The sequence below is a fragment of the Pseudomonas sp. GL-B-26 genome, from assembly GCF_019947405.1.
Taxonomy (GTDB): domain Bacteria; phylum Pseudomonadota; class Gammaproteobacteria; order Pseudomonadales; family Pseudomonadaceae; genus Aquipseudomonas.
In genome coordinates, this window is sequence record NZ_JAGYGJ010000012.1 from 46389 (window position 1) to 73063 (window position 26675).

The 26675-nt window shown below is 60.4% G+C and carries 21 protein-coding genes and 1 tRNA gene; 10 read left to right on the forward strand and 12 right to left on the reverse strand.

Annotated elements, in window-relative coordinates:
• Nucleotides 1-15: 15 nt before the first annotated feature.
• Genes KGB23_RS10395 through KGB23_RS10405 form a run of 3 tightly spaced genes read left to right on the forward strand, consistent with a single transcriptional unit; the run spans nucleotide 16 to nucleotide 4223 of the window.
• Entirely contained in the window at nucleotides 16-1386 is a 1371-nt protein-coding gene (locus tag KGB23_RS10395; protein WP_223431001.1) for a cbb3-type cytochrome c oxidase subunit I, read from the forward strand.
• A complete protein-coding gene (locus KGB23_RS10400) occupies nucleotides 1386-2201 on the forward strand; it encodes a CbbQ/NirQ/NorQ/GpvN family protein (protein ID WP_223431002.1) in 816 nt (271 codons plus the stop codon). Before KGB23_RS10395 ends, KGB23_RS10400 begins: the two co-directional genes overlap by 1 nt.
• A complete protein-coding gene (locus tag KGB23_RS10405) occupies nucleotides 2202-4223 on the forward strand; it encodes a nitric oxide reductase activation protein NorD (RefSeq protein ID WP_223431003.1) in 2022 nt (673 codons plus the stop codon).
• Between the two features lie 92 nt (nucleotides 4224-4315).
• On the opposite strand, the gene phaP is transcribed toward KGB23_RS10405, so the two are convergent.
• Nucleotides 4316-4885, reverse strand: coding sequence for a TIGR01841 family phasin (phaP, locus tag KGB23_RS10410; RefSeq protein WP_134421887.1), 570 nt, complete (start codon nucleotides 4883-4885; stop codon nucleotides 4316-4318).
• Nucleotides 4886-5140: 255 nt separating this feature from the next.
• On the opposite strand from phaP, the gene KGB23_RS10415 reads away from it, so the two are divergent.
• Nucleotides 5141-7606 carry a DUF3141 domain-containing protein gene (locus tag KGB23_RS10415; RefSeq protein WP_223431004.1) on the forward strand — a complete coding sequence of 822 codons (2466 nt, stop codon included), beginning with the start codon at nucleotides 5141-5143 and terminating at the stop codon, nucleotides 7604-7606.
• A gap of 49 nt (nucleotides 7607-7655) precedes the next feature.
• Here the strand turns inward: KGB23_RS10415 and KGB23_RS10420 are convergent, their stop codons facing one another.
• Nucleotides 7656-8567: an AraC family transcriptional regulator gene (locus KGB23_RS10420; protein WP_263288577.1), complete on the reverse strand. Its 912-nt coding sequence runs from the start codon at nucleotides 8565-8567 to the stop codon at nucleotides 7656-7658.
• Between the two features lie 351 nt (nucleotides 8568-8918).
• Between KGB23_RS10420 and phbB the strand changes: the two genes are divergently transcribed.
• The 3 genes from phbB (at nucleotide 8919) to phaC (ending at nucleotide 12700) form a co-directional block, all read left to right on the forward strand.
• Entirely contained in the window at nucleotides 8919-9665 is a 747-nt protein-coding gene (gene phbB / locus KGB23_RS10425; RefSeq protein ID WP_046049835.1) for an acetoacetyl-CoA reductase, read from the forward strand.
• A 57-nt stretch (nucleotides 9666-9722) separates the two neighbouring features.
• Nucleotides 9723-10901, forward strand: coding sequence for an acetyl-CoA C-acetyltransferase (locus tag KGB23_RS10430; RefSeq protein ID WP_223431006.1), 1179 nt, complete (start codon nucleotides 9723-9725; stop codon nucleotides 10899-10901).
• Nucleotides 10902-10996: 95 nt separating this feature from the next.
• The gene (gene phaC / locus KGB23_RS10435) at nucleotides 10997-12700 is read left to right on the forward strand and encodes a class I poly(R)-hydroxyalkanoic acid synthase (protein WP_223431007.1); all 1704 of its coding nucleotides are present in this window, start codon (nucleotides 10997-10999) and stop codon (nucleotides 12698-12700) included.
• 280 nt (nucleotides 12701-12980) lie between these two features.
• On the opposite strand, the gene KGB23_RS10440 is transcribed toward phaC, so the two are convergent.
• The 7 genes from KGB23_RS10440 to fdnG all read right to left on the reverse strand — a co-directional run bounded on the left by KGB23_RS10440 (nucleotide 12981) and on the right by fdnG (nucleotide 22092).
• Nucleotides 12981-13076, reverse strand: a tRNA-Sec gene (locus KGB23_RS10440).
• 6 nt (nucleotides 13077-13082) lie between these two features.
• A complete protein-coding gene (gene selB, locus KGB23_RS10445) occupies nucleotides 13083-14990 on the reverse strand; it encodes a selenocysteine-specific translation elongation factor (protein ID WP_223431009.1) in 1908 nt (635 codons plus the stop codon).
• Complete coding sequence (selA, locus tag KGB23_RS10450; RefSeq protein WP_223431010.1) at nucleotides 14987-16411, reverse strand: L-seryl-tRNA(Sec) selenium transferase; 1425 nt, start codon at nucleotides 16409-16411, stop codon at nucleotides 14987-14989. Before selA ends, selB begins: the two co-directional genes overlap by 4 nt.
• Nucleotides 16412-16500: 89 nt before the next feature.
• The gene (fdhE, locus tag KGB23_RS10455; protein WP_223431011.1) at nucleotides 16501-17427 is read right to left on the reverse strand and encodes a formate dehydrogenase accessory protein FdhE; all 927 of its coding nucleotides are present in this window, start codon (nucleotides 17425-17427) and stop codon (nucleotides 16501-16503) included.
• Nucleotides 17428-17431: 4 nt separating this feature from the next.
• Nucleotides 17432-18085, reverse strand: coding sequence for a formate dehydrogenase subunit gamma (locus KGB23_RS10460; RefSeq protein ID WP_223431012.1), 654 nt, complete (start codon nucleotides 18083-18085; stop codon nucleotides 17432-17434).
• The gene (fdxH, locus tag KGB23_RS10465; protein WP_223431013.1) at nucleotides 18082-19026 is read right to left on the reverse strand and encodes a formate dehydrogenase subunit beta; all 945 of its coding nucleotides are present in this window, start codon (nucleotides 19024-19026) and stop codon (nucleotides 18082-18084) included. Before fdxH ends, KGB23_RS10460 begins: the two co-directional genes overlap by 4 nt.
• Nucleotides 19027-22092 (reverse strand): formate dehydrogenase-N subunit alpha, encoded by a 3066-nt coding sequence (gene fdnG, locus KGB23_RS10470; protein ID WP_223431014.1) that lies wholly within the window; start codon nucleotides 22090-22092, stop codon nucleotides 19027-19029. It lies immediately after the preceding gene.
• 233 nt (nucleotides 22093-22325) lie between these two features.
• On the opposite strand from fdnG, the gene KGB23_RS10475 reads away from it, so the two are divergent.
• Nucleotides 22326-23480, forward strand: coding sequence for a MalY/PatB family protein (locus tag KGB23_RS10475; protein WP_223431015.1), 1155 nt, complete (start codon nucleotides 22326-22328; stop codon nucleotides 23478-23480).
• A gap of 143 nt (nucleotides 23481-23623) precedes the next feature.
• Complete coding sequence (locus KGB23_RS10480) at nucleotides 23624-24481, forward strand: SDR family oxidoreductase (RefSeq protein WP_223431017.1); 858 nt, start codon at nucleotides 23624-23626, stop codon at nucleotides 24479-24481.
• A gap of 152 nt (nucleotides 24482-24633) precedes the next feature.
• Here KGB23_RS10480 and KGB23_RS10485 read toward each other — a convergent pair whose 3' ends face one another.
• From KGB23_RS10485 to KGB23_RS10495, 3 genes are read right to left on the reverse strand one after another with little or no spacing between them, the layout of a single operon-like run.
• Entirely contained in the window at nucleotides 24634-25083 is a 450-nt protein-coding gene (locus KGB23_RS10485) for a DUF421 domain-containing protein (RefSeq protein ID WP_223431018.1), read from the reverse strand.
• A 7-nt stretch (nucleotides 25084-25090) separates the two neighbouring features.
• Nucleotides 25091-25609 (reverse strand): hypothetical protein, encoded by a 519-nt coding sequence (locus KGB23_RS10490; RefSeq protein ID WP_223431019.1) that lies wholly within the window; start codon nucleotides 25607-25609, stop codon nucleotides 25091-25093.
• Nucleotides 25599-25862 (reverse strand): hypothetical protein, encoded by a 264-nt coding sequence (locus KGB23_RS10495; RefSeq protein WP_223431021.1) that lies wholly within the window; start codon nucleotides 25860-25862, stop codon nucleotides 25599-25601. The genes KGB23_RS10490 and KGB23_RS10495 overlap by 11 nt, the downstream gene beginning before the upstream one ends.
• 171 nt (nucleotides 25863-26033) lie before the next feature.
• Between KGB23_RS10495 and KGB23_RS10500 the strand changes: the two genes are divergently transcribed.
• Nucleotides 26034-26645 (forward strand): Yip1 family protein, encoded by a 612-nt coding sequence (locus KGB23_RS10500; protein WP_223431023.1) that lies wholly within the window; start codon nucleotides 26034-26036, stop codon nucleotides 26643-26645.
• Nucleotides 26646-26675: the final 30 nt, after the last annotated feature.

Sequence of the window (26675 nt, forward strand, 5' to 3'; positions counted from 1 at the left end):
CCGCAGGGGATGACCATGCGCTACAGATCTCAATCCGTCGCCTACTGGTATTTCGCCGTTGCCATGGTGCTGTTCGGCCTGCAACTGGTCTTCGGCCTGCTCTCGGCGGCCAAATACCTCGGGCCGGATCCGCTGCTGAACCTCTTGCCATTCGATGTCACCAAGTCCATTCACACCAACCTGTTGATCGTCTGGGTGCTCACCGGGTTCATGGGCGCGACCTACTGGATGGTGCCGGACGAATCCCGTGGCGAGCTGCACAGCACCAAACTGGCCTACATCCAGCTCGGCTTGTGGACGGCCATGGGCGTCACCGCCGTTCTTGGCTACCTGTTCGGTTATGGCACCGGGAACAAGCTGCTTGAACAGCCGCTGCCCCACAAGATCGTGATCGTGATTTGCATGCTGATGTTCCTCTACAACATCGGCATGACGATCAAGAAGGCCGGGCGCTTCACCGCCACCGAGGGCGTCCTGCTGCTGGGTCTGGCCAGCGCCGCCGTACTCTTTCTGCCGGCGCTGCTGCATTATGAAAATTACGTGGTGTCGATCTATTACCGCTGGTGGACGATCCACCTGTGGGTCGAAGGTGTTTGGGAGATGATCCAGGGCGGCTTCCTTGCCTATCTGCTGATCCGGCTGTCCGGTGCTGACCGCGAGGTGATGGAGAAGTGGCTGTACGTCATCGTCGGCCTGGTATTCATTGCGGGCATTCTGGGCACCGCACACCATTATTACTGGATCGGCGTTCCTCATTACTGGCTGCCACTGGGCGGTTTTTTCAGTGCACTTGAGCCGATGGCGCTGATCGGCATGGCGATCTATGCCTACAACGCGATGCGCCGCTCCGGTCTGTCTCACCCCAACAAACTGGCCTTGCACTGGACCTTGGGCAGTGCGGTGTTCACCATGTTCGGCGCCGGTCTGCTGGGGTTGGCTCACACCTTCCCCGACGTCAACAAGTGGACCCACGGCACCCTGATTACCGCCATGCATGGCCACGCGGCCTTCTATGGCGCCTACGCCATGATTGTCCTGGCGATGATCACCTATGCGCTGCCCGGCATGACCCGTCGTCCGGTGGAGGAAAGCAGTATCGGTTACTGGGCGTTCTGGCTGCAGTTGGGGGGAATGTTCGGCATGACCCTGTCATTTGCCACGGCGGGCATTGGTCAGGTGTACCTGGAGCGCATTCTCGGCCTGGGCTACCTGGACGTGCAGCTGAAGATTCAGGTGCACTTCCTGATGCTGGTGGCGACGGCGTCGATGTTCAGCCTGGGTGCCGGGCTGTTCATCTTCGAATTTTTCCGCCATGCGCCGGACTTCAATGTCGATGAAGCCGATCCGGTCCTGGCCACACCTCATGCCTCAGGCGCGGCGTTGTGATGGAACGTTCGCTGATGCACGCCGAACCCGCAGCGCTGCAAGCTGAACCCTATTACCAGCCCAGCGGCGACGAGGTGGCGATTTTCGAGCAATGCCATGCGCAGCAACTGGCCGTCATGCTCAAAGGACCCACCGGTTGTGGCAAGACCCGTTTTGTCGAACACATGGCCTGGCGTCTAAAACGCCCGCTGATCACCATTTCCTGCCATGACGATCTGAGTAGCAGCGACCTGGTCGGGCGTTTCCTGATCGGTCACCAGGGCACCCATTGGACGGAAGGCCCGCTGACCCGAGCCGTGCGCGAAGGCGCTATCTGTTACCTGGACGAGGTGGTCGAAGCGCGGCAAGACACGATTGTCGTCCTGCACCCGCTGACCGACCACCGACGGATTCTGCCGCTGGACAAAATCGGCGAAGTACTCGAAGCCTCGCCACACTTTCAACTGGTGGTGTCCTATAACCCCGGCTACCAACGCATTCTCAAGGATTTGAAACCGAGTACCCGCCAGCGCTTTGTGGCGCTGGATTTTGACTTCCCGCCGGCCGAGCGCGAAATCGCCATCGTCATCCATGAGGGTGGCACCGACTACGCCACCGCGCACGCCCTGGTCACCCTCGCCCAACGGCTACGCGCCTTGCAGGACCGGGGCTTGGCGGAAGTCCCCAGTACCCGTCTGCTGATTGCCACGGCACGGCTGATTTCCCGCGGCATTGCGGCGCCCATCGCTTGTCGGGTCGCGTTGATCTCGCCACTGTCCGATGACGCGGTGTTGGTCGCCGCTATGCGCGACCTCGTCGACCTGACGTTTATCTAAATGGCCGAAGCCGAGGACCTCATCACCGACGTCGCACGCCACGCTACGGTGTATGCGCAGACGTTGTGGCGTCGTCACCGGGCACCCTCGGACAACGCAAAAGTCGTCACCCTCGGGGATGTCGCACAACACCTCGATTTAATGATCAAAGCGCTGTTCAACACCCACTATTCGCTGCGCGTTGCGCAACCACCCTCGCCCCCCACGTTCCTGAAAACGCTTTTGCTGCGTCACGAAAAGCCGTGTCGGCAAAGTGCCGTCCCGGCGACCGATGGCGTGACTATATGGCTACCGGAGGACTTGGGCAGCGATGATGGCTCGCTCATGCTGCAACGTTATAGAACCCTGGTCTTGCAACAGGCGATGCGCGCCCAACGAGGCAGTGCCAGCACCCTGTCAACCCTCGACAACCCGATGCAGCGCAGTGTCTATCTGCTTCTGGAAGCCTGGGCTGCCGATACGGATTTGGTGCGACTGTTGCCGGGGTTGGCGCCCTCGATCCATGGTTTGCGCCGACATGCCCTGGCCACTCGCCCGCCGCTTCACGCCTTTCCCCATCATCGACACCCCCTGGAAAACTTCCTTCGTTTACTGCTGAGCAGCGAATGCGGCACACCTCTGGAAGGGTTGGAGATACCCGCCAAAACGGCCGACTCGGTGCACCAGTCAAAAATCCTTGCGCAACGTTTCCTGTCCATCGACGAACCGCACAGGCTGGGCGCTCATCTGTTGCTGCTTGATGCCTGGACCGGCGATCTGCGCGAACCGTCGGTGGACCAGAACGTGTCGTCCCTGCCCGGCGAAATCGACACCGCCGATACCCTGCCCCGCAGCGCCCGCCTCGTACGTCAGCCCGCTGTGCGCGAAGCCTGTGCCGACGAGGACGATGATCAGGAACAAGGCCTGTGGATGGTGCAGCCCGCCGAACCGCTGGAAAAGGCCGAAGATCCCATGGGGATGCAGCGCCCTGCCGACCGGGATACCGACACACCGGCAGCAGATTTCGCCGAGTCATTGTCCGAGCTCAACGAAGCCCGACTGGTGATCACGGCAGGTCGCCCGAAAGAAGTGCTGCTGTCCGACGACCCGCCACAGACCCGCGCTCAGCGCGGTGTACAGGATCTCGCCAACAACGCAGTGAGCTACCCCGAATGGGATTACCGCCGCCAGGCCTACCGTGATCCGGGTGCGACCCTGCAACTGTGTTGCGCCCTGGAAGGCCCGCAGCAGTGGGTCGAGCGAACCCTCGACGCTCACCGTCTGGTGCTCGATGCCATTCGCCGGCAATTCGAAAGTCTGCGGGCCCAACGCGTCAGGCTGCGCAAACAATGGGAGGGCGACGATATCGATCTGGAGGCGTATATCGACGGTTGCGCCGAGGCCCGCGCCGGCCTGAGCATGCCGCAGGCGCTGTATCAGACCCAGCGCCGTGGCCGGCGCGACATGGCGATCATGTTGCTGATCGACGTCAGCGGCTCCACTGACAGCTGGCTGTCCTGCCACCGCAGGGTCATTGATGTCGAGCGCGAGGCGTTGCTGCTGGTCTGTCTGGCGCTGGAGAGCCTGGGCGAGCCTTATAGCGTGCTGGCGTTTTCCGGCGAAGGGCCACAGCGGGTCATGATCCGCACCCTGAAAGCATTCGATGAGCGCTACAGCGATGAAGTCGGTCGGCGCATTGCCGCCCTCGAACCGGAACGCTATACCCGGGCCGGTGCCGCCCTGCGCCACGCCAGCACATTGCTGATGCGCGAAGCCGCCACGCACCGTCTCTTGTTACTGCTCTCCGACGGCAAGCCGAACGATGTTGATCAGTACGAAGGCCGCTATGGTGTGGAAGACATGCGTCAGGCCGTGACTGAAGCCAAGCTCCAAGGCATCTATCCCTTCTGTTTGACCATCGACCGCCAGGCGGCGAATTACCTGCCAGCGGTATTCGGCTCGCGGCAATACGCCTTGCTGCACAGACCAGAACTGTTACCCAATGTGCTACTGGACTGGATTAGACGACTGGTATCAGCGTGAACCAGAGCCGCGCCGCCAAGGTTTTTCGCGGCACAAAAAAATGGCGACGGGGAATGAACCCATCGCCATTGGTGCCGCTGACTTGAAGTGACTTACTTGTTACCGCTGGTAGCCTTGGCGCTTGCTTCCGGGGCCGCTTTGGTGGCCGCGGCAGTCGCTGCGTCAAAACTGCTCTGAGCCACATCGGCAGCCTGTTTTACGGCTTTCTGTGCGCTTTCGAACACAGTACCGGCATTCGCAAGGCTCGATTTGAACGCTGCCACAACAGGCTCGGAACCGGCCGGTGCATTCTTGCTGATGGCTTCAACGAACTCTTGCACCTGTTGGGTGCCAGCCTCGACCTGACTCGACGTCAGTTTGGCGATATCAGACTGAGTACCGACGATCAGCGCTTGAACCTGACGATTGAACTCGGCGAGACGTTCGGTCTGCGCGCTCGGCTGGGTGAAAGAAGCCTGCAGCTCGGCGAAACCTTGTGGATCACGGACGGCCAGCAGCTTGCGAACACCTTCGAAGTGCTCTTCGGTGGAGTCGCGCAGGGCCTTGAACTGCAACTGGCTGAGCTGTTCAACGCTGGCGAAGACTTTGCCGCTGATTTGCTGCAAAAGATCGAGATTGGCTTTCTGAGCGGTTTGCAGTTTTTCCGAATTGAAAAAAGACATGCTTGAATCTCCTGGTACTGGAAGGCCCTGATGGACCTGAGGACGCGATAGCGATCCGGCCAGACATCGCGTTAGCCTTGATATTGCAGTGCACAAAACCATTTGGCAACGTCTATTTTTGTGCAGTGCAAAATATACTTTGCTCATGCCCTCCCTATTCGCTATAAACTCCAGTCTGTCGAACGGCCAGCCTAGCCTTCTTTAACTAAAGGGTTCAGATGCGCAGGTTCCCATGCACAGCGTCAGGAGATCACGATGGGTCAGGAAGTTAATATTGCGCCGCAAGATGAAAAGCTCTCCGAACCCGCCGGCTTGTTCGAGCACCTCAATCATCTGCAACGCCTCAATACCCGTAACGTCCTCGACGCCGTGCAGAAGCGCCAGGCAAAAACCTTCGCGCCTTTAAGCCTTGGGCAACTCCGACAGCCAACGCCCGCGGACTGGCAGGAATACTTCACGGACCTTGGCCAACGCAGCGTGTTGTTCTGGGACACCTTGCGTCAGCGCGGCGACAACACCCTGGCCCACGAACGCGCCGGGTATCCGCTGCTGCTCAAGTTCAATCATGAAACGCTGGTCGCCGGTGAAGACCTGCCCCGCCCGGTCAATTACTCGCTGTTGCAAGTCCTTGGCGGTCCCGGACAACAGATCGATAGCAAAAAACAGCCGGTGATCATCATCGACCCCCGCGGCGGTCACGGCTCGGGCATCGGCGGTTTCAAACAGGATTCGGTCATCGGCGAAAGCCTGAGAGCTGGCCACCCCACCTACTTCGTCTCCTTCAGTCACTCGCCACGCCCTGGGCAAACCCTTGCCGATATCACAGAAGCCCAAGCGAAGTTCATCGAGGTCGTCAGCGCCCGACACCCCGACAGCACCAAACCCGTGGTGATCGGCAACTGCCAGGCGGGCTGGGCGTTAATGGGGCTCGCGGCCACCCGTCCGGAGCTGCCGGGGCTGATCATCGTCAATGGTGCGCCGTTGTCGTACTGGGCCGGCGTCAATGGCCGCAATCCGATGCGCTACACCGGCGGTTTGCTGGGCGGTGGCTGGATGGCGCGCTTCGGTAGCGACCTCGGTAATGATCGTTTCGACGGCACCTGGCTGGTGAGCAATTTCGAAAACCTGGACCCGGCCAACACCTGGTGGGGCAAGTACTATCACCTGTTCAGCAAAGTCGACAGCGAGGCCGCACGCTTTCTGGATTTCGAACGCTGGTGGGGCAGCCCGACCCTGCTCAATGGCGAAGAGATCGAGATGATTGTCGACGACCTGTTCATCGGCAATCGGCTGTCCGGTGGCCTCGGTCGCAAGAGCAGCGGGCTTGACCTCAAGCTGATCGAAGTGCCGGTGGTGGTGTTCTGCTCGTATGGCGACAACATCACCTCCCCGCAGCAGGCACTGGACTGGATCACCGACGTCTATCCCAGCGATCTCGCGTTGCAAAATGCCGGACGCACCATCGTTTACCTGCGACACGCGAGCATCGGGCATCTGGGCATCTTCGTGTCCGGTGAAGTGGCGCGGCGTGAGCACCGTGAATTGCTCGGTGCGGTCGATGCGATCAACGCGCTGTCAGCCGGGCTGTATGAAATGCTGATCGAAGACCTGCCGGAGCATTCGGCGACGCCGTATGCCGTGCGTTTCGAACGCCGGCGTATCGCCGACATCCATGGCCAGGTGCAGCCGCCCCGTGATGACGATCGCGAATTTGCGCTGGTCCAGCGCGCGTCCGCCATCAACAACAGTGTGTATGACGAATTCATACGCCCGTGGTTGCGCCAGCTGATCAACGAACCGAGCGCCGAAATGCTGCGCCGGGCGCATCCTTTCCATCAGCAACAAGTGGCCTGGAGCAGTTTGAACCCGGCGCTCTGGTGGCTGGCTGGCAGTGCCGCTCAAGTGAGCAAGGATCGTCACCCCGCCAGCCAGGCCAACCCGTTGCTGGTCTGGCAGGAACTGTTTTCCAACCAGGTGCAGGACGCCTTGAACGGCTATCGGGATCTGCGCGATGCGGCTCAGGAAATGTGTTTCTACGGCGTGTATGGCGTACTCAACAGCCTCACCGGCAATGCACCCGGGCGAAATCTTCAGGAACATGCCGAGCAGCACGACAAGCTCCTGATCGAGCGCTTGCAGGATGCCCTGCCCCTTGGCGGCCTGATGGAAGCCTTGATACGGATCCTGTTCCTGCTGGGCCGCGACAGCGACGAGCCGGGCAAGGAAAGCGTCGAAAAATTGATCCTGCAAATGCAGGTACTGCTCCAGGACTACAGTGCCGAGCCGCTTGATTTGCGCGAAACCCTGCGCCTGCAAATACTGCTGGTCGCCACCCACCCGCAAGAAAGCCTGCACAGCCTGCCCTTGATGCTTGCCGAGGTCGAAGAACGCCAACAAGTGCTGGCGGCCGTCGCCAATTTGCTGCCGGAACTGCTGGCCAGCGGCGCAGACAACCTCTTCTGGCGTGAGCTGCACACGCTGCTTGACGTGCCGCTACCAGGTTTTAGCCTGACCCAACCACCCGGTGCAGCCGATGCCATCGAAGAGAAAGTCCCGGCGATAACCCCTGAGCAGATCAAGCAAATCACCCCGGTGGAAATTCCCGAGCCAATCAAACAGAAAACCCCCGCAGTAACCCCAGACCCCGTCGCCAAGGTTGCGAGCCCAGTGCGCAAACCTGCCAAGGGCAAGAAAGGCGTGAAAAAACCTCCGGTGAAATAACGTTTAACGCTGGGGAACACCGCGTCACACCGGCGCGGCGTCCTCGATTTCAATCGGCCCGATACTTTCCGGGTGTCATGCCAAACCAGCGGCTACAGGCTTTGTTGAAACTGCTGTGGTCATGAAAACCAAGGAGATACGCCACATGCTTCATGTTGAAGCGAGAATTGCGCAGGTAGAAATCGGCCAATTGCCGGCGCACGGAATTCTGCACGTCCTTGAATTGTGTCCCGTCTTTTTCCAGGGTGCGTTGCAGCGTTCGCTTGCTGATGTTCAATGCGGCCGCAATCGACTCCATATCGCACGGCCCCTGGCCCTGACTCAAGCGCTTGGTAATCAGTGCCCGAATTCTGCCGACGATGGTGTAGCCAAACAGCGAAACCAATTGAGCTTCGGCAAAACTGTCATGCAGTACCGCCAGTTCTTCGTTAGCCATACTCAGCGGACGCAGAAGCTCCTGCCCGTCAAACAGGATGCTGTCATAGGCAGTCCCAAAACGCAGGTCGCAGCCAAACAGCCTTTGATGCTCGGACGTGTCTTCAGGTTCGGGATAGGCGAACTCCACACTCAACGGTTGCGGTAAGTTGCCTCCCGCCAGCCAACGGCAAAAACCCAGCAATGAAGCCATGCCTGCATCCGAGTACTGCCGGGGTTTGACCGATCCCTTTTGCTGATGATCAAGCGCCGCCAATCGAAAATGCTGTTGCTCCGGCACAAAGAAGAGGCTGAATCCGGTGCTGATCAAAGGGCTGAAACGCACCAGGCGTTCAAGTGCTTTTTTCAGATTCAAACTGGACATCATGGTGTAGCCGACGATCTGAAGGTTTCCGGGATGGAAGTTTCCATAGGCCTTCAAACCGATGTCTGGATCGCCAGCGGCCTGGGCTCCCAGCTCCCATAGCCGATAAATAGCCCCTCGTTCGCAGTACGCTCCCGGGTTGTTAACGGTCTCCATGTCCATCCCTGCCTCCCGACACAGACTGGCAACATCCAGCCCTTGTGCCGAGAGCGTATTCACCAGCACGCTGGCATAACCTGAACTGATTCTATACATGACGTCCTCAATGACCTGTGGAGCCGAACATCCTGTCCGGAGCCATGACTACTCTGCGTTGAATCGAATACTAACTGACCAATAAGTCTGGAATATTGATCCCAGTATAGGCACTCGTCATTTTTTGCCAGTGGTCCGAAAAAATCTGCATGGCACCGTTGGACACCAGACCGTCACCTCTCAACACTTCCGCACACCTCGTCTATGCCGAACAATCCTCCCCATCTTGCAGCGCAAAATACAAAAGGAAGAAAGTGTATGAAGTCACTTGGTCGTATTGCGTTGGTAACGGGTGGTATGGGTGGGATTGGCACTGCGATAAGCCAACGCCTGTACAAGGAAGGATTCAAGGTCATCGTGGGCTGCAGCTCAGATTCCTCCCGCAAGAAAGAATGGATGGCGAGCCAACTGGAGGCGGGTTATCAATTCGAATGCATCTATGGCGACATCACCGATTGGGAATCAACGCGCAAAGCGTTCGAGATGGCACGCGAGCAATTCGGCCCGATCGATGTCTTGGTCAACAACGCCGGCATCACACGTGATGCGTCCTTTCGCAAACTGACGCCCGAAGACTGGAATGCGGTCATCGGCACCAACCTGAGCGGTTTGTTCAACACCACCAAACAGGTGATTGAAGGGATGTTGGCCAAGGGTTGGGGACGAGTCATCAACATCTCCTCGATCAACGGTCAGCGCGGCCAGTTCGGCCAGACCAACTACAGCGCGGCCAAGGCCGGCATCCATGGCTTCACCATGGCCCTGGCCCGGGAAGTGTCCGGCAAGGGCGTGACCGTCAACACCGTTTCCCCAGGCTACATCCAGACCAGTATGACCGCGGCCATCCGCCCGGACATTCTCGACACCATGATCGCGGCCACACCAGTCGGGCGTCTCGGACAACCTGAAGAAATCGCCTCCATCGTGGCCTGGCTGGCTTCCGATGAATCGGCCTATAGCACCGGAGCCGACTTCTCGGTCAACGGCGGCATGAACATGCAGTAGACCTGTCAGGGCATGGATGCCCTGCTTGCACTCGACAAAATCTTAATGAGGTCACGCATGAACGAAGTCGTAATCGTTGCCGCTACTCGTACCGCCATTGGCAGTTTTCAAGGTGCCTTGTCCGCGATTCCAGCCACCGAGCTGGGTGCGGCGGTCATTCGCCGTTTGCTGGAAGAGACCGGTCTGGACGGCTCGCAGATCGATGAAGTGATCCTCGGCCAGGTACTCACCGCGGGCTCGGGACAAAACCCGGCACGCCAGGCGGCAATCAAGGCCGGCCTGCCCCATACCACCCCTGCCCTGACCCTGAACAAGGTCTGCGGCTCGGGCCTCAAGGCTGTCCAGCTGGCGGTCCAGGCCATCCGTTGCGGCGACGCCGAACTTATCATTGCCGGCGGCCAGGAAAACATGAGCCTGGCGCCGTATGTGTTGCCCAAGGCCCGCACCGGTCTGCGTCTGGGCCATGCGCAACTGCAAGACAGCGTGATTCAGGACGGTTTGTGGGACGCCTTCAACGACTACCACATGGGCATCACCGCCGAGAACCTGGCAGAGAAGTACAGCCTCAGTCGCGAAGACCAGGACGCTTTCGCTGCGGCCTCGCAACAGAAAGCCGCTGCTGCCATCGAAGCGGGCTACTTCAAGCGTGAAATCACCCCGATCCTGATCCCTCAGCGCAAGGGTGAGCCGCTGGTCTTCGACACCGATGAACAGCCGCGTCCGGACAGCACGCTGCAGGCATTGGGCAACCTCAAACCCGCATTCCAGAAAAACGGCAGCGTGACCGCCGGTAACTCGTCGACCCTCAACGACGGCGCCGCCGTACTGTTGCTGGCCAGCGCCGCCAAGGCCCAGGCCCTCGGCTTGCCGGTTCTGGCACGCATCAAGGCTTACGCCAGCGCTGGCGTCGACCCGTCGATCATGGGCATCGGCCCGGTGCCAGCCACCCGTTTGGCCTTGACCAAAGCCGGCTGGAGCCTGGACGACCTCGACCTGATCGAAGCCAATGAAGCGTTCGCCGCGCAATCACTGGCCGTCGGCAAGGAACTGGGTTGGGACACCAGCAAGGTCAACGTCAATGGCGGCGCGATTGCCCTGGGTCATCCGATCGGCGCGTCGGGCGCGCGGATTCTGGTGTCGCTGTTGCACGAGTTGATTCGTCGCGACGGCAAAAAAGGCCTGGCCACGCTGTGCATCGGTGGCGGCCAGGGCGTCAGCCTGGTCATCGAGCGCTAGAAACACAGGAGTGTTTGCTTAAGTTGCTGACGCGGCGCCGAAGTCCGGCGCCGCGGTTTTTTCGGCCCGGTTTACTGATGTGGGCAAGGAGCTCCATGGACAATAACTCGCATACCTTCAACACCTTCTGGTCAGGCCAGGTTCCGTTCATTGCCTCCTTTGCAGTGCAACAATTACGTCTCTGGGTCAGCACCAATCCGTGGTTTACCGGCCAGGCATACAACGAGTGGTTTGACCTGCCGCGCGGCACCCTGGACAGCCTTCAATCGGACTACCAGCAGCAATGGGGCGAACTCGGCCAGCAATTGCTGACCGGTCAGCCATTCAGCTTCGACGATCGGCGTTTTGCCAGCGGCAACTGGAGCCAGCCACTGTTCGGCTCCCTCGCAGCGTTTTACCTGCTCAACGCAGAGTTTCTGCTGAAGCTGCTGAACAAATTAGCGATCCCGGACAAAAAGCCGCGCCAACGCCTGCTCTATCTGGTGGAACAAGCCATTGCCGCCGGGGCGCCGAGTAACTTTCTGGCCAGTAACCCCGATGCGCTGCAACGTGTCGTCGAGACCCAGGGCAGCAGCCTCCTCACAGGCATGTTGCACCTGGCCAGCGACCTGCAAGAAGGCAAGATGCGCCAGTGCGACGCTGGTGCATTCAAAGTCGGTGTCGATCTGGCCAACACCCCCGGCGAAGTGGTGTTCGAGAACGAACTCTTCCAGCTCATCCAGTATTACCCGCAAAGCGAAACCCAGTACCGGCGCCCGGTGTTTGTCGTGCCGCCGTCGATCAACAAGTACTACATTCTCGACCTGCGCCCGGACAACTCGATGGTTGCCCATCTGTTGAAACAAGGGCACCCGGTGTTCCTGATGTCGTGGCGCAACTTCGACCAGGAACATGCCGGCACCACCTGGGATGACCTGATCGAAACCGGCATCATCAAAGGCCTGCAAGTGACCCGCGAAATCAGCGGCGAGCAGCGGCCCAATTGCGTCGGCTTCTGCATCGGCGGCACCTTGCTGAGTTCGGCGCTGGCCGTACTGGCGGCGCGCGGCGACCGCGAGATTGGCAGCGTGAGCCTGTTGACCACCTTCCTCGACTACCTAGATACCGGCCCCATCGACATCTTCGTCGACGAACAATTGGTGGCCTACCGCGAGCGCACCATCGGAGGCCTGAACGGCCCCATCGGCCTGTTCAAGGGCGAGGACATGGGCAATACCTTCTCGCTGTTGCGCCCCAACGACTTGTGGTGGAACTACAACGTCGACAAATATCTCAAGGGCCAGAAACCGATTCCCCTCGACCTGCTGTTCTGGAACAACGACAGCACCAACCTCCCGGGCCCGATGTACTGCTGGTATTTGCGCCACACCTATCTGCAGAACGACCTGAAATCCGGTGAGCTGGACTGTTGCGGGGTCAAGCTGGACCTGCGCGCCATCGATGCTCCGGCGTACATCCTCGCCACCCATGACGATCACATCGTGCCGTGGAGAAGCGCTTACGCCAGCACCGAGTTGCTCTCCGGGACCAAGCGTTTTGTGCTGGGCGCATCAGGGCATATCGCCGGAGTGATCAACCCGCCGGCCAAGGAAAAACGCCATTACTGGACCAACAACCGGGTCACCAAAAACCCGGAAACCTGGTTCAAGAACGCCCAGCAACATTCCGGTAGCTGGTGGAATGACTGGTTCATCTGGCTGGCTGAACAGTCTGGCGAACGCCAGCCCTCGGTACTGCATACCGGTAACGCGCAATACCCGGCGATCGAGTCGGCGCCGGGGCGTTACGTAATGCAGTGATCGACAACCCCGCGCGGCGGCTGGCTCTGTAGCAGCTGTCGAGCCTGCGAGGCTGCGTCCGGCTGCGCAGCAGCCGTAAGGTCAGTCAATGCGGTGCGTCAGACTCATCGCGTACTCAGGGTTTACGACTGCTTCGCAGCCGAACGCAGCCTCGCAGGCTCGACAGCTGCTACAGCGCCGAACGGGGCGGTCCCCTCCCCACATAGGATCGTGACTACTCAGATGGGGCGAGTCGATCCAGTGCTCGGTTCACCACCAACTCGACCAGCATGATTGAAAATGGCGGAAGGCAGCCGGAGTCGAACCTGCCCGGGAACGGATGCCGTCCCCAACCGGGTTTGAAGCCCGGCCGCGCCACCGGGCGCGATTGCCTTCCTTGAAGTCAGTGGTCGGTGCGTTGGGCCAAGGCATTGTCGAGGCGGATATGGCGCTTGTCGCCAAACCGTCGCGTCAGGCCGATCCGGTCGAAATATTCGAGAATCTGGATGCTGCGCTTGCGACCCAGGCCCACTGCATCACGAAACACCGTGACCTGAATCACCGGGTTTTGCGCGGCCAGTTGCACAAGCATAGCCGCCAATCGGCGGATCATCGTGTCGGTGTAGAACAGGTCACGGACGACTTGATGCACCAATCCCAACCTCGCCATTTTGCACAGCAGCAAGCGCACGGCCGCCTCGTCATGGTCAAGGTCGCGCACCCACGGCGGATCAAAACCAGCCTGTTCGAACAACGGTTGCAAGTGTTGCCACAGGGCTTCGTCGTCTTCGCTTAAACGCACCTGATGATCGGGCAAATGCAGCCATGGCCCGCTGGCGGCAATGGCACCGCTGGCGAGTAATTCGTCGAGCAGACTGATGAACGTCGGACGGTCCAGCGCTGTACCGGTGAACCGTCGGAGGCGATCCCGGTCCGGGCCCATTTGATCCGGTTCCAGTTGATGAAAGCGTGCGAGGTGTTCCAGCAATGGCACTTTCAGCGCTTCCCAACGGGCTGCACTGAACAGCAACGGACCTTGGCGGGTGTCGATCAGGCGCACGTGATCGGGCAAAACCCAGGTGTTGCGGGGACGGTTGAACTGACGTTCCAGACGCTGGGGATCGAGCCCGGTGTCGCTGTTGGCCAACAACGCCGGCAGGCTGTCTTCCAACTCTTTGCGTGTGGCGAGGGCGTGTAGCTGCGCCAACCGTTCGGGGCTTCGGCGTTGTCGGGTCGGTGCAAACGGGTCGAGCACCCGCGCGCCGCCGAGGGTGCGTTGGGCGCTTTGGTCACGCAGGATCAACGGATCGCCCTTGACGGCCTGCACCGGCGTATTCAGCAGCAGTTGCGCGAACATCCGTTCACCCGGCGCCAGGCGGGTGCCTTCCAGCAACGCCACCCGCCCGGTCACGTCCTGAGTCCCCACGTGAACGTGTACTGGCTGAAAGTGCTCGAAGGCCTTGGGCTCGCTGACTAACAATTGCAGGTCGACATCCACTCGCTGGGTCGGCGCGTACAGCCACTCGGCCAGCAACCAGTGACCGCGGTGAATCTGTTCCAGGGCTAAGCGTTCGGCACTCAGGTTCAACGCCACTCGCTGTCCGGCCATTGCGACTTCGGCGGCCCGATTCTGTGCATGCAGGCCGCGCACACGCACGGGTTTGCCCTGCGGGCCGAGCATCAGCGTATCGCCCACCGCCACCACGCCGGACAACGCAGTACCTGTCACCACGATACCGACGCCGGCCACGCTGAAGGCACGATCGATCGCCAGGCGAAAACCGCCGGTGGTGCTGCGTTGAACGACTTCACGCTGCGCCTTGAGCAAGGCTTGTCGCAAGGTCTCGATGCCCTCCCCGGTCACACTCGACAGCGCAATCTGCGGCGCGGTTGCATAAGGCCCAGGGGCCAGCAATGCCTGGATCTGTTCGCGAACGGCTTGCACTCTGGACGGTTCGACGCGGTCGCATTTGCTGATTGCCACCAGCGCCCGAGGGATTCCCAGCAGTTCAACGATGGCCAGGTGTTCGCGGGTCTGCGGCATGACGCCGTCGTCGGCCGCGACCACCAGCAACACCAGATCAATGCCCTGAGCCCCCGCCAGCATGTTGTGGGTGAAGCGCTCATGACCGGGCACATCGATAAAACCGGTCAGGGGCGCTTGCGGTTCCAGCGCCGCATAAAGGTAGCCGAGGTCGATGGTCATGCCGCGCTGACGCTCTTCCCTACGACGATCGCCGACCTGGCCGGTCAGGACCTGGAGCAAGGCGGTCTTGCCGTGGTCGATGTGCCCTGCGGTGCCGACGATCACTCTATGGCTCCTGCAATTTGATCGAGCTGCGCCAGCCACGCCGGTTCATCGTCCAGTTGCCGCAGATCCAGCCACAACGCATCGTCATCAATGCGCCCGAGCACCGGAATCGGCAATGCACGCAGGGCCGCCTCCAGATCGTGCAGCCGCCGTCCGCAAAGACGTTTGGACGCGTGCGGTCGCAGGCATAAAGCCGCACTCGGCAAGCGCGCCACCGGTTGGCTGCCGCTGCCGATCATGCCCAGCGCCGGTACTGCGCTGACGCTCCAGTTGTCGCCCAAGATTCTGGCCAGTGAGGGTTGCAAGCGCTCAGCCTGGGCGAGGATGTCCGCCTGGGGTCGGGTCAGCAGGCGCAAACTCGGCAGCCGCTCGGCCAATCGATCAGGATCGCGGTACAGGCCCAACACCGCTTCGAGGGCGGCCAGGGTCAGTTTGTCGACCCGCAAGGCGCGCTTGAGTGGATTTTTCTTGATCTTCGCGATCAGGTCTTTGCGGCCGACAATCAACCCGGCCTGGGGGCCACCCAGTAGTTTGTCGCCGCTGAAGGTGACGATGTCCGCACCATCGATCAGCGCCTGGCGCACGGTCGGCTCGGCGGGCAAACCCCAGCGCGTCAGGTCCAGCAGGCTGCCGCTGCCGAGGTCTTCAAGCAACGGCAAGCCGTGTTGATGCGCGAGTTGCGCCAACTCGGCGGTCGGCACCCGCGCGGTGAAGCCTTCGATGCTGTAGTTGCTCGCATGGACGCGCATCACCAAACCGCTGCGTGGGCCGATGGCTGCTTCGTAATCTCGGGCATGGGTGCGATTGGTGGTGCCGACTTCGTGGAGCCTGACCCCGGCTCTGGCCATGATGTCGGGAATGCGGAAGGCGCCACCGATTTCGATCAGTTCGCCCCGGGAAATGATGCCTTCCTTGCGCGCGCCCAGGCTGTTGAGCGTCAGCAATACGGCGGCGGCGTTGTTGTTGACCACCGTCACCGCCTCGGCGCCGGTCAGCTCGCGGATCAGGCCTTCGATCAGGTCATCACGGTCGCCGCGCTTGCCGCTGTGCAGGTTGAATTCCAGATTGAGCGGGTAGCGTGCCGCGAGTTGCACGGCGTCGATGGCTTCCTCCGGCAACAACGCTCGCCCCAGATTGGTGTGCAGCACCGTGCCGGTGAGATTGAACACCCGGCGCACATTGCTGCGATGCTGAGTGGCCAAGCGTTCACCCGCCCTGCCCGCCAACGCTTCAGGCGCGATTTCAATGGCGTCGAGTTGCCCTGAAAGCACCGGTTCACGCAAGTCATCCAGCAATTGGCGCAAATTGGCCAGCAACGCGTCACGCCCATAACGCTTGGCCAGCGGCTGGCAGGCGGGATGGCGCAACAGACTGTCGATGGAAGGCAGCCGCAGAGCCTGGCTGGCGGATCTGGAAGACATCAGGCGCTCCCGCAAACGTTGACCGTAGCGCCTGAGTGTAGCCGCTGAGTTTAAAGGGAGAGCTCAAAGGGGTAGCTTAAAGGGGTAGCTCAGCCACCTCCGGGTGCCAGCAGAAGGTTAGGCGCCGGACGCTGGTAGCCTTCCTGTTCCAGACGCATGTCCAGCAGCAGGCTGGTCAGGTCGGTCGAGAGCGCTTCGGCCTCGGCGTCGTTTTCCAGGTAAAGCAGTTTCAAGTAGCTGTGGCAGCTGGGGCAGACCTCCGCGCGTGTCGGTGCCTGATTGGCGGCGTGGCGGTCGTCATCGAGGCTGACGTATTCAAGGCCTTTGCTTTGTTCGCAATACACGCATTTGACCCGCACCACATGCCATTCGCAGGCACACAGCGAGCACACCAGATACCGCAAGCCGTTGTACTTGCCGCGATGGCGAATCACGCCGGCCATGGCCGGCGAACCGCAGGCCGGGCATTGGCTGAGACTGTCGCCGGGCTTCAGCGCAAGGTCCGGCGTGCTCAGCAACCAATGACTCCAGGCCACCTGCAACGCTGCGCCGAGGAACGGCACCAGCTCCGCCGGCAGCATTGAATACTGGCCGCTGACCAAGGCAATCGCCCAGGCTTTGAGCAGCCCGGGGTTAGCACTGCGCAAACTCGCCACGGCGTTTTCTACCGCCGTTTGTGGCGGTGGCTGATAGCGTTGCAACAAGGCTTCGAGATACGGCAACCAAACGTTTTCGCGCACCAGACTGTCGGCGGCGAACGGTGGCAAGCCATGTTCCACGCATACCCGAAGACGTTCGGGATCGGGCATGGCGGCCACAGGCGGATCGTCCATCAATTTCTGCTGAGCGTGGCACAGCCCCGCGATCAAGCGCAGATAGTCCGCCATGGGATTCCCATCTACCAGACGCTCCAGCCGCAGCGCGCGCAAAGTGAACAGGTTGTTCGGTGGCAGGTACAGAAACGGCGGTGAACTCGCCGCCGCTTCTATCTGCCCAGGCTCGAGGATCGTGGCCAAGGGGTCATCCTTTTTTGCTGATCGGTGGCTCAGGCGTATCATCACGGGTCACTTCCCGGTACCAGAGCTCATGGTGTTTTCTCGCCCAGGCGCGGCTGACCCTGCCACGCACCATGGCGTGGACCGAGCCGCGAATCCAGATACCCGCATAGACGTGGACGATAATGCTCAACACCAGGATGAAACCCGCCAACGCATGCAGCAGCATCGCCCAGCGAATGCTGGTGATGCCAAAGTACGCGCTGAACCAGGCGCGCCAGATCACCAGCCCGCTGAACAGCAACACCAGCATGCAGATCAGTAACACCCAGAACAGCAGCTTCTGCGCCGGGTTGTACTTGCCGATCGGCGGCACGCCCTCCTCTTCGTTGCGCATGACAGTCCCGACGCGCCTGAGCCACAACCGGTCGTTGGCGCTGAAGTAATTCGCCCGCCAGAAACTGAACACCAGGCCGAGGAACAGCACAAACATCGCCACGCCCATGTACGGATGCAGAATGCGCGCCCACGGGCCGCCGCCAAACAGGTTGCTGAGCCAGAACAGCGCCGGATGAAACAGCGCCAATCCCGACAGTGCCGCCATCAGAAACACAATCGCCACCAGCCAGTGATTGGTGCGCTGGTTGGAGGTGTAGCGCAGGATTGGTTTGTCGCTCATGGCCTGTCCTCCCCGCCGGGTTTGGTCGGATCAAAGGTGTGCACCGATGGATCGAATTCATGCACCGCTGGGTCGACGATGACTGGATGTTCGTCTTCCTCGACCAACTGCGGCCCAACGCGCACGTAATGGAAGAACCCGGCCAGCACTGCGGCGCCCATGGCGAGCAACGCCAGGGGTTTGCTCAGGCCTTTCCACAGGTCCACCAGCGGACTGATCGCCGGGTGATCCGGCAACCCGGCATACAACCTGGGCGTGTCGGCATGGTGCAGCACATACATGACGTGAGTGCCGCCGACGCCTGCGGGGTCATACAAACCGGCATTTTCGAAACCGCGACTCTTGAGGTCGACGATCCGTTCGGCAGCGTGTTCTTTCATGTCTTCCTTGCTGCCGAAAACGATGGCGCCGGTCGGGCAGGTTTTCACGCAGGCCGGCTCCAGCCCCACCGCCACCCGGTCCGAGCACAGCGTGCATTTATAAGCCTTGTGGTCCTTTTGCGAGATGCGCGGGATATTGAACGGGCAACCGGTGATGCAATACCCACAGCCGATGCAATGGTCCTGGTCGAAATCGACAATGCCATTGGCGTGTTTGATGATCGCCCCCGGACTCGGACACGCCGCCAGGCAACCGGGTTCTGCGCAGTGCATGCAGCCGTCCTTGCGAATCAGCCACTCCAGATTGCCGGCGTCGGTTTCATGCTCGGTGAAGCGCATCAAGGTCCAGGTATCTGCGCTCAGGTCTTGAGGGTTGTCGTAGGTGCCGAGGTTGTGGCCGACCTCGTCGCGCAGCTCGTTCCATTCCGAGCAGGCGACCTGACAAGCCTTGCAGCCAATGCACTTGGTGGTGTCGATCAGCTTGGCCACTTCCTCTTGCGTGCGCACCGAGGGCGGCATGGTGGTGGTGGCCGAACGGGCGATAATGTCTTGGCTGGCCATTTAGACTTTCTCCACGTTGACCAGGAATGACTTGGATTCCGGGGTCTGTGTGTTGCCATCGCCGAGGAATGGCACCAGGGTGTTGGTCAGGTAACCGTGACGGGTGGCGCCGGTGAAGCCCCAGTGCAACGGGATACCGATCTGATGCACCACTTGGTTATTGACCTGCAGCGGACGAATCCGCTTGGTCACCACCGCCACCGCTTCGATATGCCCGCGCTTGGAACTGACACGGACCCGGTCGCCGGCAGCAATGCCCTTCTCCTTGGCCAGCACCTCGCCGATCTCGACAAATTGCTCAGGCTGGGTCACGGCGTTGATCGGGCAATGTTTGGTCCAGAAGTGGAAGTGTTCGGTCAGCCGGTAGCTGGTCGCCGCATAAGGGAAGTCCTTGGCCTGCCCGAGGGTGTCCCAGACTGAATCGAAGATCCGCCCGGCCGGGTTGCTGGTCGCCTGCTTGTTGTTGGGGTGCATCGGGTTGATGCCGATGGGCGTCTCGAACGGCTCATAGTGTTCCGGGAACGGCCCTTCGTTCATCTTGTCGAGGGCGAAGAAACGCGCCACGCCTTCGGGGTTCATGATGAACGGGTTCATCCCGGCTTCCGGCGGCACATCGGCCTTGTAGTCAGGCACGTCGGTGCCGGTCCAGACCTTGCCGTTCCACCACACCAACCGCTTGTTCGGGTCCCACGGTTTGCCTTGAGGGTCGCAAGAGGCGCGGTTGTAGAGAATCCGCCGGTTCATCGGCCAAGCCCAGGCCCAGCCGAGGTTCTGCTTCATACCGAAAGGATCGCTGTTGTCACGCCGGGCCATGTTGTTGCCCTGCTCGGTCCAGCTGCCGCAGAAGATCCAGCACCCGGACGCCGTGCTGCCATCGTCCTTGAGTTGGCCGAAGCCGGACAGCTGCTGACCGGCCTTGACCACCGCGCCCGAGGCGTCAGTGACATCGGCGACGGCGTAGCCGTTGAATTCCCGGGCCAGCTCTTCCGGCGTCGGGTCATCCGGTATTTTGTAGGGCCAGTCGAGCTTGAGGATCGGCTCGGCCCAGGCACCGCCGTTGGCCTGGTAACGCTTGCGCAGGCGCAAGAACAGCTCGGCCATGATCTTCACGTCCGTGCGCGCCTGCCCCGGGCCATCGGCACCCTTCCAGTGCCATTGCAGCCAGCGACCGCTGTTGACCAGCGAACCGTTTTCTTCGGCGAAACAGGTGGTGGGCAGACGGATGACTTCGGTCTGGATCTCGGCCGTTTGCACATCGTTGTAAGGCCCGGCGTTGCGCCAGAACTCCGAAGTTTCGGTAGCCAGTGGGTCCATCACCACCAGCCACTTGAGTTTGGCCAGCGCCTTCATCACACGGTTCTTGTCCGGCAAGGCGGCGATCGGGTTGAAGCCCTGGCACATGTAGCCATTGACCTCGCCCTTGCCCATCATGTCGAACATTTTCAGGATGTCGTAGCCGGGAATGTCCAGCTTGGGCAGCCAGTCGTAGCCCCAGTTATTCTCGGCGGTGGCATTGGCGCCGTACCAGGCTTTCATCAGGCTGACGTGGAACTTGCCATAGTTCTGCCAGTAGGACATCTGCCCGGGACGCAGCGGCTTGAGTGCACGTTTGGCGATGTAGGTGTTGTAATCCTGTTCGGCTTCAGCCGGCAGGGTCAGGTAACCGGGCAACAGGTTGGACAGCAAGCCCAGGTCGGTCAGGCCCTGGATGTTGGAGTGCCCGCGCAGGGCATTGACTCCCCCACCCGGCATGCCGACGTTGCCCAGCAGCAGTTGCACCATGGCCGCGCTGCGGATCATCTGCGAGCCGGTCGAATGCTGGGTCCAGCCCAGCGCATAGAGAATCGTCATGGTTTTGCCCGGTTGCGAGCAGGTGGCGATCTCCTCCCAGATTTTCTGCATCGCGTCCACGGGCATGCCGCAGACCTGACTGGCCAGCTCCAGGGTGTAGCGGCTGTAATGCTGCTTCATTAATTGATAGACGCAGCGTGGGTCTTGCAAGGTCGGGTCGACTTTGGCGAAACCGTCCTCGCCGATTTCGTAGCCCCAGCCGGACTTGTCGGTGTAGGTGCGCTTGCTCGCGTCGTAACCGCTGAACAACCCGTCCTCGAAGCCGTAGTTGGCTTTGACGATGAACGACACGTCCGTATAGGCCCGCACGTATTCGTGCTGGATCTTGTCTTCGGTCAGCAGGTAATTGATCAGCCCGCCCATGAAGGCAATGTCGGTGCCGGTGCGGATCGGTGCGTAATAGTCGGCCACCGAGGCGGTACGGGTGAAACGCGGGTCGACCACAATCAGCCGCGCCTTGTTGTGGGCTTTGGCTTCGGTCACCCATTTGAAACCGCAAGGGTGCGCTTCCGCGGCGTTGCCACCCATCACCAGAACCAGATTCGCGTTGGCGATATCGGTCCAGTGGTTGGTCATGGCACCACGGCCATACGTCGGGGCAAGACTTGCCACCGTCGGGCCATGTCAGACACGTGCCTGGTTATCAAACCCCAGCATGCCGAGACTGCGAATCACCTTGTGGGTGATGTACCCCGCTTCGTTGGACGATGCCGACGCCGCGAGGAAACCGGTGGTCAGCCAGCGGTTCACCGTTTGCCCCTGGGCGTTCTTCTCGATGAAGTGGGCGTCGCGGTCGGCCTTCATCAGGTCGGCGATGCGATCCAGTGCTTCATCCCAGGAGATTCGCGTCCACTCCGTGGTGCCGGGCTTGCGCACCTGCGGGTACTGGAGACGGCTGGGGCTGTGAATGAAGTCCAGCAGGCCGGCGCCTTTGGGGCACAGGGTGCCGCGATTGACCGGATGATCGGCATCGCCTTCGATGTGGATGATGTTTTGCGCGACATTCTTGGCGGCATCGCCCTGGCTGTACATGATCAAGCCGCAGCCTACCGAGCAGTACGGGCAGGTGTTGCGGGTTTCATGGGTGTGGGCAAGCTTGAAGTGGCGCACCTGCTCGGCGAAGGCAGTCGCTGGGGCCATGCCCAGCGCGCCGAGGCTCGAGCCCGCAAGGCCGATACCAGCGACCTTGAAGAACTGACGACGGTTGAGGTCCATCGTGCACTCCTGTCAGGTGGAGACCCGGTAGTTTTGCCGGGTTTTTCTGGACAATCACGGTTGCGGCAGTCTGACTGCCGACACTTAAAACTGTAGACAATGTTAGAACTGACTGTGTGAAAACCGACCATCGGGCAATGCCGGGAGTCAGCCACCACACACAAGCTCGCTCCCACAGGTCCTTGGCGTTTATCATTGCCCCACGTTCAACCACGCTTTTTATGAGACTGAGCATGACTTTCGATTTTGATCAGGTGTTCGACCGCCACAACACCGGCAGTACCAAATGGAGCCGTTATCCGGCCGACGTGTTGCCGATGTGGGTGGCCGACATGGACTTCTCCGCACCGCCGGTGATCATCCAGGCCCTGCAAAAACGTCTGGAACACCCGATGCTCGGCTACAGCGTGGCCCAGGATGACTTGCGCAACGCCATCGTCGCCGACCTGTGGAACAAGTACGCCTGGCGCGTATTGCCTGAGGAACTGATTTTCCTGCCGGGCGTGGAGTCGGGGTTCAACATGGCGCTGAATGCGCTGGTCCAGCCGCAGCAGAACGTCGTGGTTCAGGTCCCGAACTACCCGCCGCTGCGTCATGCGCCGGGGCACTGGGGTCTGAACAAGGTCGAACTCGAATTCGACGCATTGGCGGACGGCACGTACGCCACGCCACTCGATGCCCTGAATCAGGCGCTGACCGGTGGCGGTGCGCTGCTGCTGAGCAACCCGCACAACCCGGTGGGCAAAGTCTTCCCGCGAGAAGAACTGCAAGCGGTCGCCGACATCTGTCTGGAGCAGGACGCCTGGATCATCTCTGACGAGATTCATGCCGAGCTGTGTTTCGACGGGCGCGTGCACATTCCGACGGCCTCCCTGAGCCCGGAAATCGCCAAGCGCACCATCACGCTGATGTCGGCGAGCAAGGCTTACAACATCGCGGGGCTGAAAACATCGTTCATGATTATTCAGGACTCGGCGTTGCGTGCAAAGGTCAACCATGCCCGCTGCGGCATGGTTGACAGCGTCAACCCGTTGGGCATGGAAGCGACTCGCGTCGCCTACAGCGAAGGCGGCCCTTGGCTGGCTGGGTTGAAGGCGTATCTGCAAAGCAATCGGGATTATCTGGTGGAAGCGGTCAACACGCGACTGCCAGGGGTGACCATGAATATCCCGCAAGGCACGTATCTGGCGTGGCTCGATTGCTCGGCGCTGGGACTGGATAACCCTCAGCAGTTTTTCCTTGAACAAGCCAAGGTCGGGCTGAGCCCAGGTCTGGATTTCGGCGATGACAGCAAACAGTTCGTGCGCCTGAATTTCGGCTGCCCACGGGCATTGCTGGAAGAAGGCATCGCGCGGATGGAGCGCAGTTTGCTCAATCGCAAAATTTGAATCCAGATCAAAAGATCGTCCGAAGTCTCTGGCCGCGTTCGGACGATCTTTTGATTTTTCGCGACATGAAATCCAACCGAACTCAAGGCAAAACACCAGGGTCAACCCTTTGACTCCTCTGCCTTGCGAACGGAGATTTCCCAATGACTGCCTATCCAAAACCACCCTTCCCGAAACAGGCCCAGCCTGTCCCCGGTTCCCAAAAGAAAATGGACCCGTATCCCGATTGTGGCGAACAAAGCTACAAGGGATCAGGCCGACTGGACGGCAAGATCGCCCTGATCACCGGCGCCGACAGTGGCATCGGTCGCGCCGTAGCGATCGCCTTCGCCCGTGAAGGCGCGGATGTGGCCGTCGCCTACCTCAATGAACATGAAGACGCGCAGGAAACCGCACGCTGGGTCGAACAGGCCGGCCGGCAGTGCCTGCTGTTGCCCGGTGACCTGGCGCAGAAAGCCCAATGCCAGGCCCTTGTGGACAAGACGGTCGAACGCTTCGGCCGGATCGACGTGCTGGTCAACAACGCCGCGTTCCAGATGACCCACGAACACTTCGAGGACATCCCGGACGAAGAATGGGTGATGACCTTCGACGTCAACATCACCGCCATTTTCAGGCTCTGTCAGGCCGCGTTGAAGCACATGAAACCCGGCAGTTCGATCATCAACACCAGCTCAGTCAATTCGGACATGCCCAAACCGACCCTCCTGCCTTACGCCACGACCAAAGGCGCGATTGCCAACTTCACCGCGGGCCTGGCGCAGATGCTGGCGACGAAGAACATTCGGGTGAACTGCGTGGCACCGGGGCCGATCTGGACGCCGCTGATTGTCTCGACCATGCCCGATGAAGAAGTGCAGAACTTTGGTGGGCAAACGCCACTCGGACGGCCGGGTCAACCGGTGGAAGTGGCGCCGATTTATGTGTTGCTGGCGTCGGATGAGGCCAGTTACATCACGGGCCAGCGATACGGGATCACCGGTGGCAAACCGATGCTCTGAACACAGCTCTTCAATCAGCGAGAAACCTGTGGCGAGGGAGCTTGCTCCCGCTTGAGCGCGCAGCGCTCACAGATCTTTGGGGCCGCTACGCAGCCAGCGGGAGCAAGCTCCCTCGCCACAAAAGCAGGTATGGCTCTATTGCAACGGTTTGCTCAGGACTGCTCTTGAGCAATCACCGATATCTTGCCGTTTCGCTCAAGGATCGCGAACTTGATTTGCTCAAGGGTCTCGATGCCCTGACTCGAGCGTGCCGCCTCCATGATGTCGGCCTCGATCAATCGCGCGTGGCGCAGGCGTTTGTGCAGGACCTTGCCGTTCTCGACGATGATCGTCGGTCCGCCATCGATCAACTGCGATACCCATCGCGAGCGCTGTTTGAGCAGCGACAGGCCGACGTCGATGGCAATCAGCGTGACGATCACCAGCATCGAATTGGTCAGGGAAAAGTCATCGCCCAGCAATGCCTGTTGCGTCGCCTCACCAATGATCATCAACAGCACAAAATCAAATGTCGTCAATTCGGCGAGAGAGCGTCGGCCGGCAATTTTGAATAGCACCATCAGCGCCAGATACATCGCGACCGCGCGCAATACCGAGTCCATAGGTCACCTAAGGGAAAATGAATTGATCGAGGTTCACGGGCATGGCGCCGGGCGATGCAACGCGGTTGCGAAACAGTCCCAGCCCATCGCCGCGCAACGTCAGATAAAGGTTTGCCTGGCCCTGAGCGTCGGTTTGCACCCACAGCTTCATGCCCTGCCCGGCACTGATGGCGCGCTGGGGTTGCGGTTGCAGGGTTTCAATGTTGAAACCGTCCAGCAGCGCCCCGCTCAGTTCCAGCTCAACCGTGGCATTGGGCGCACCGCTCACGCTGATCTGCATAGGGTTGGACGATCCGTGGCGGTGGAACATCTCGTATTGCACCCTGACCTTGCCATCGTCGCCATAAATGTCCCGGGTACTCAGCGGCCCGCGTGAAAACAGGCCGAGCAGCGCCAGCAACACCAACAGCATCAAGGTGAACCAGCCCCAACGCTCGAATCGCCAGACCTTGACCTGATGCGCCATGTCTTCGCGCACGGGATAGTCGCGGCTGTGATAATCGGTATGGCCGGGTTCATCGTTCATCGAGTGCGCCCTGCCCTTGTTCACCGGCCAATGCTCGTTGATGGAAATGCGGCAGCAACTTCAACGCGTGCTCTGATGCTAATAACTGAACCTCACTGCGTGAGCCGGAAAATCGCAGTTGTCGGCTGAAGACACATGGCCCCTGCCCGGTCTGATAGGCCCAGGCGAAACAAATGGCCGTACAAGACTCTGCGGTGGTCAGCAGCAAGTCGTTTTGACGCAAATACTCGACCACGGATTGGCTGACGCTCATGGCACATCATCCAGAAAGGAGAGCTGCTCGGTTGACCTTCAGCGTCTCCAAACATTCCCTCTATCGGACGACGCCCGGCTCAGGGATAAAAAAGTGAACCCCTGTCAAAACTCGCCCCTCAATACGTTTAGGGCCCCCCTGCTACGGGCCGCTCCAGATCCGGAGGCCATCATGTCCGCACCTATCGTCAAGCTGTTTACTCAACCGAACTTTGCGTGGACGGATATCCGCAAGGAAGAGGAAGCGCATCCACACCACTACCTCGCTCATTTGCTGTTGCTCGCCATGATTCCTGCGGTGTGTCTGTTTATCGGGACCACCTACGTCGGCTGGAGCCTGGCCGACAACGAAATCGTCAAGCTAAGCACTGCCAGCGCGCTACAGCTCTGCGTGCTGCTGTACGTGACCATCGTCGCCGGCGTGGCGCTGATGGGGCTGTTCATCCGCTGGATGTCGCGCACCTTCGACGCGAGGCCGACCGTCAATCAATGCATCGGTTTTGCCGCTTACACTGTGACACCGTTTTTCCTCGCAGGCTTCGCCGCTCTATACCCCAGCCGCTGGCTGGCGATTGTGGTGCTGGGCGCGGCGTCGATCTATTCGACGTTTCTGCTGTTCGTCGGCTTGCCGACCTTTATGCATGAGCGCAAGGAACAAGGCCTGCTGAACGCCGTTTGCGTCTGGGGCGTCGGATTGCTGGTGCTGGTCACCCTCCTGGTCTCAATGATCCTGCTATGGTTCAACGTACTGACACCTGAATACCTGCGCGCGACCGTCAATTGATTGCCAAAGGCTCTACATCGCGGCACGCAC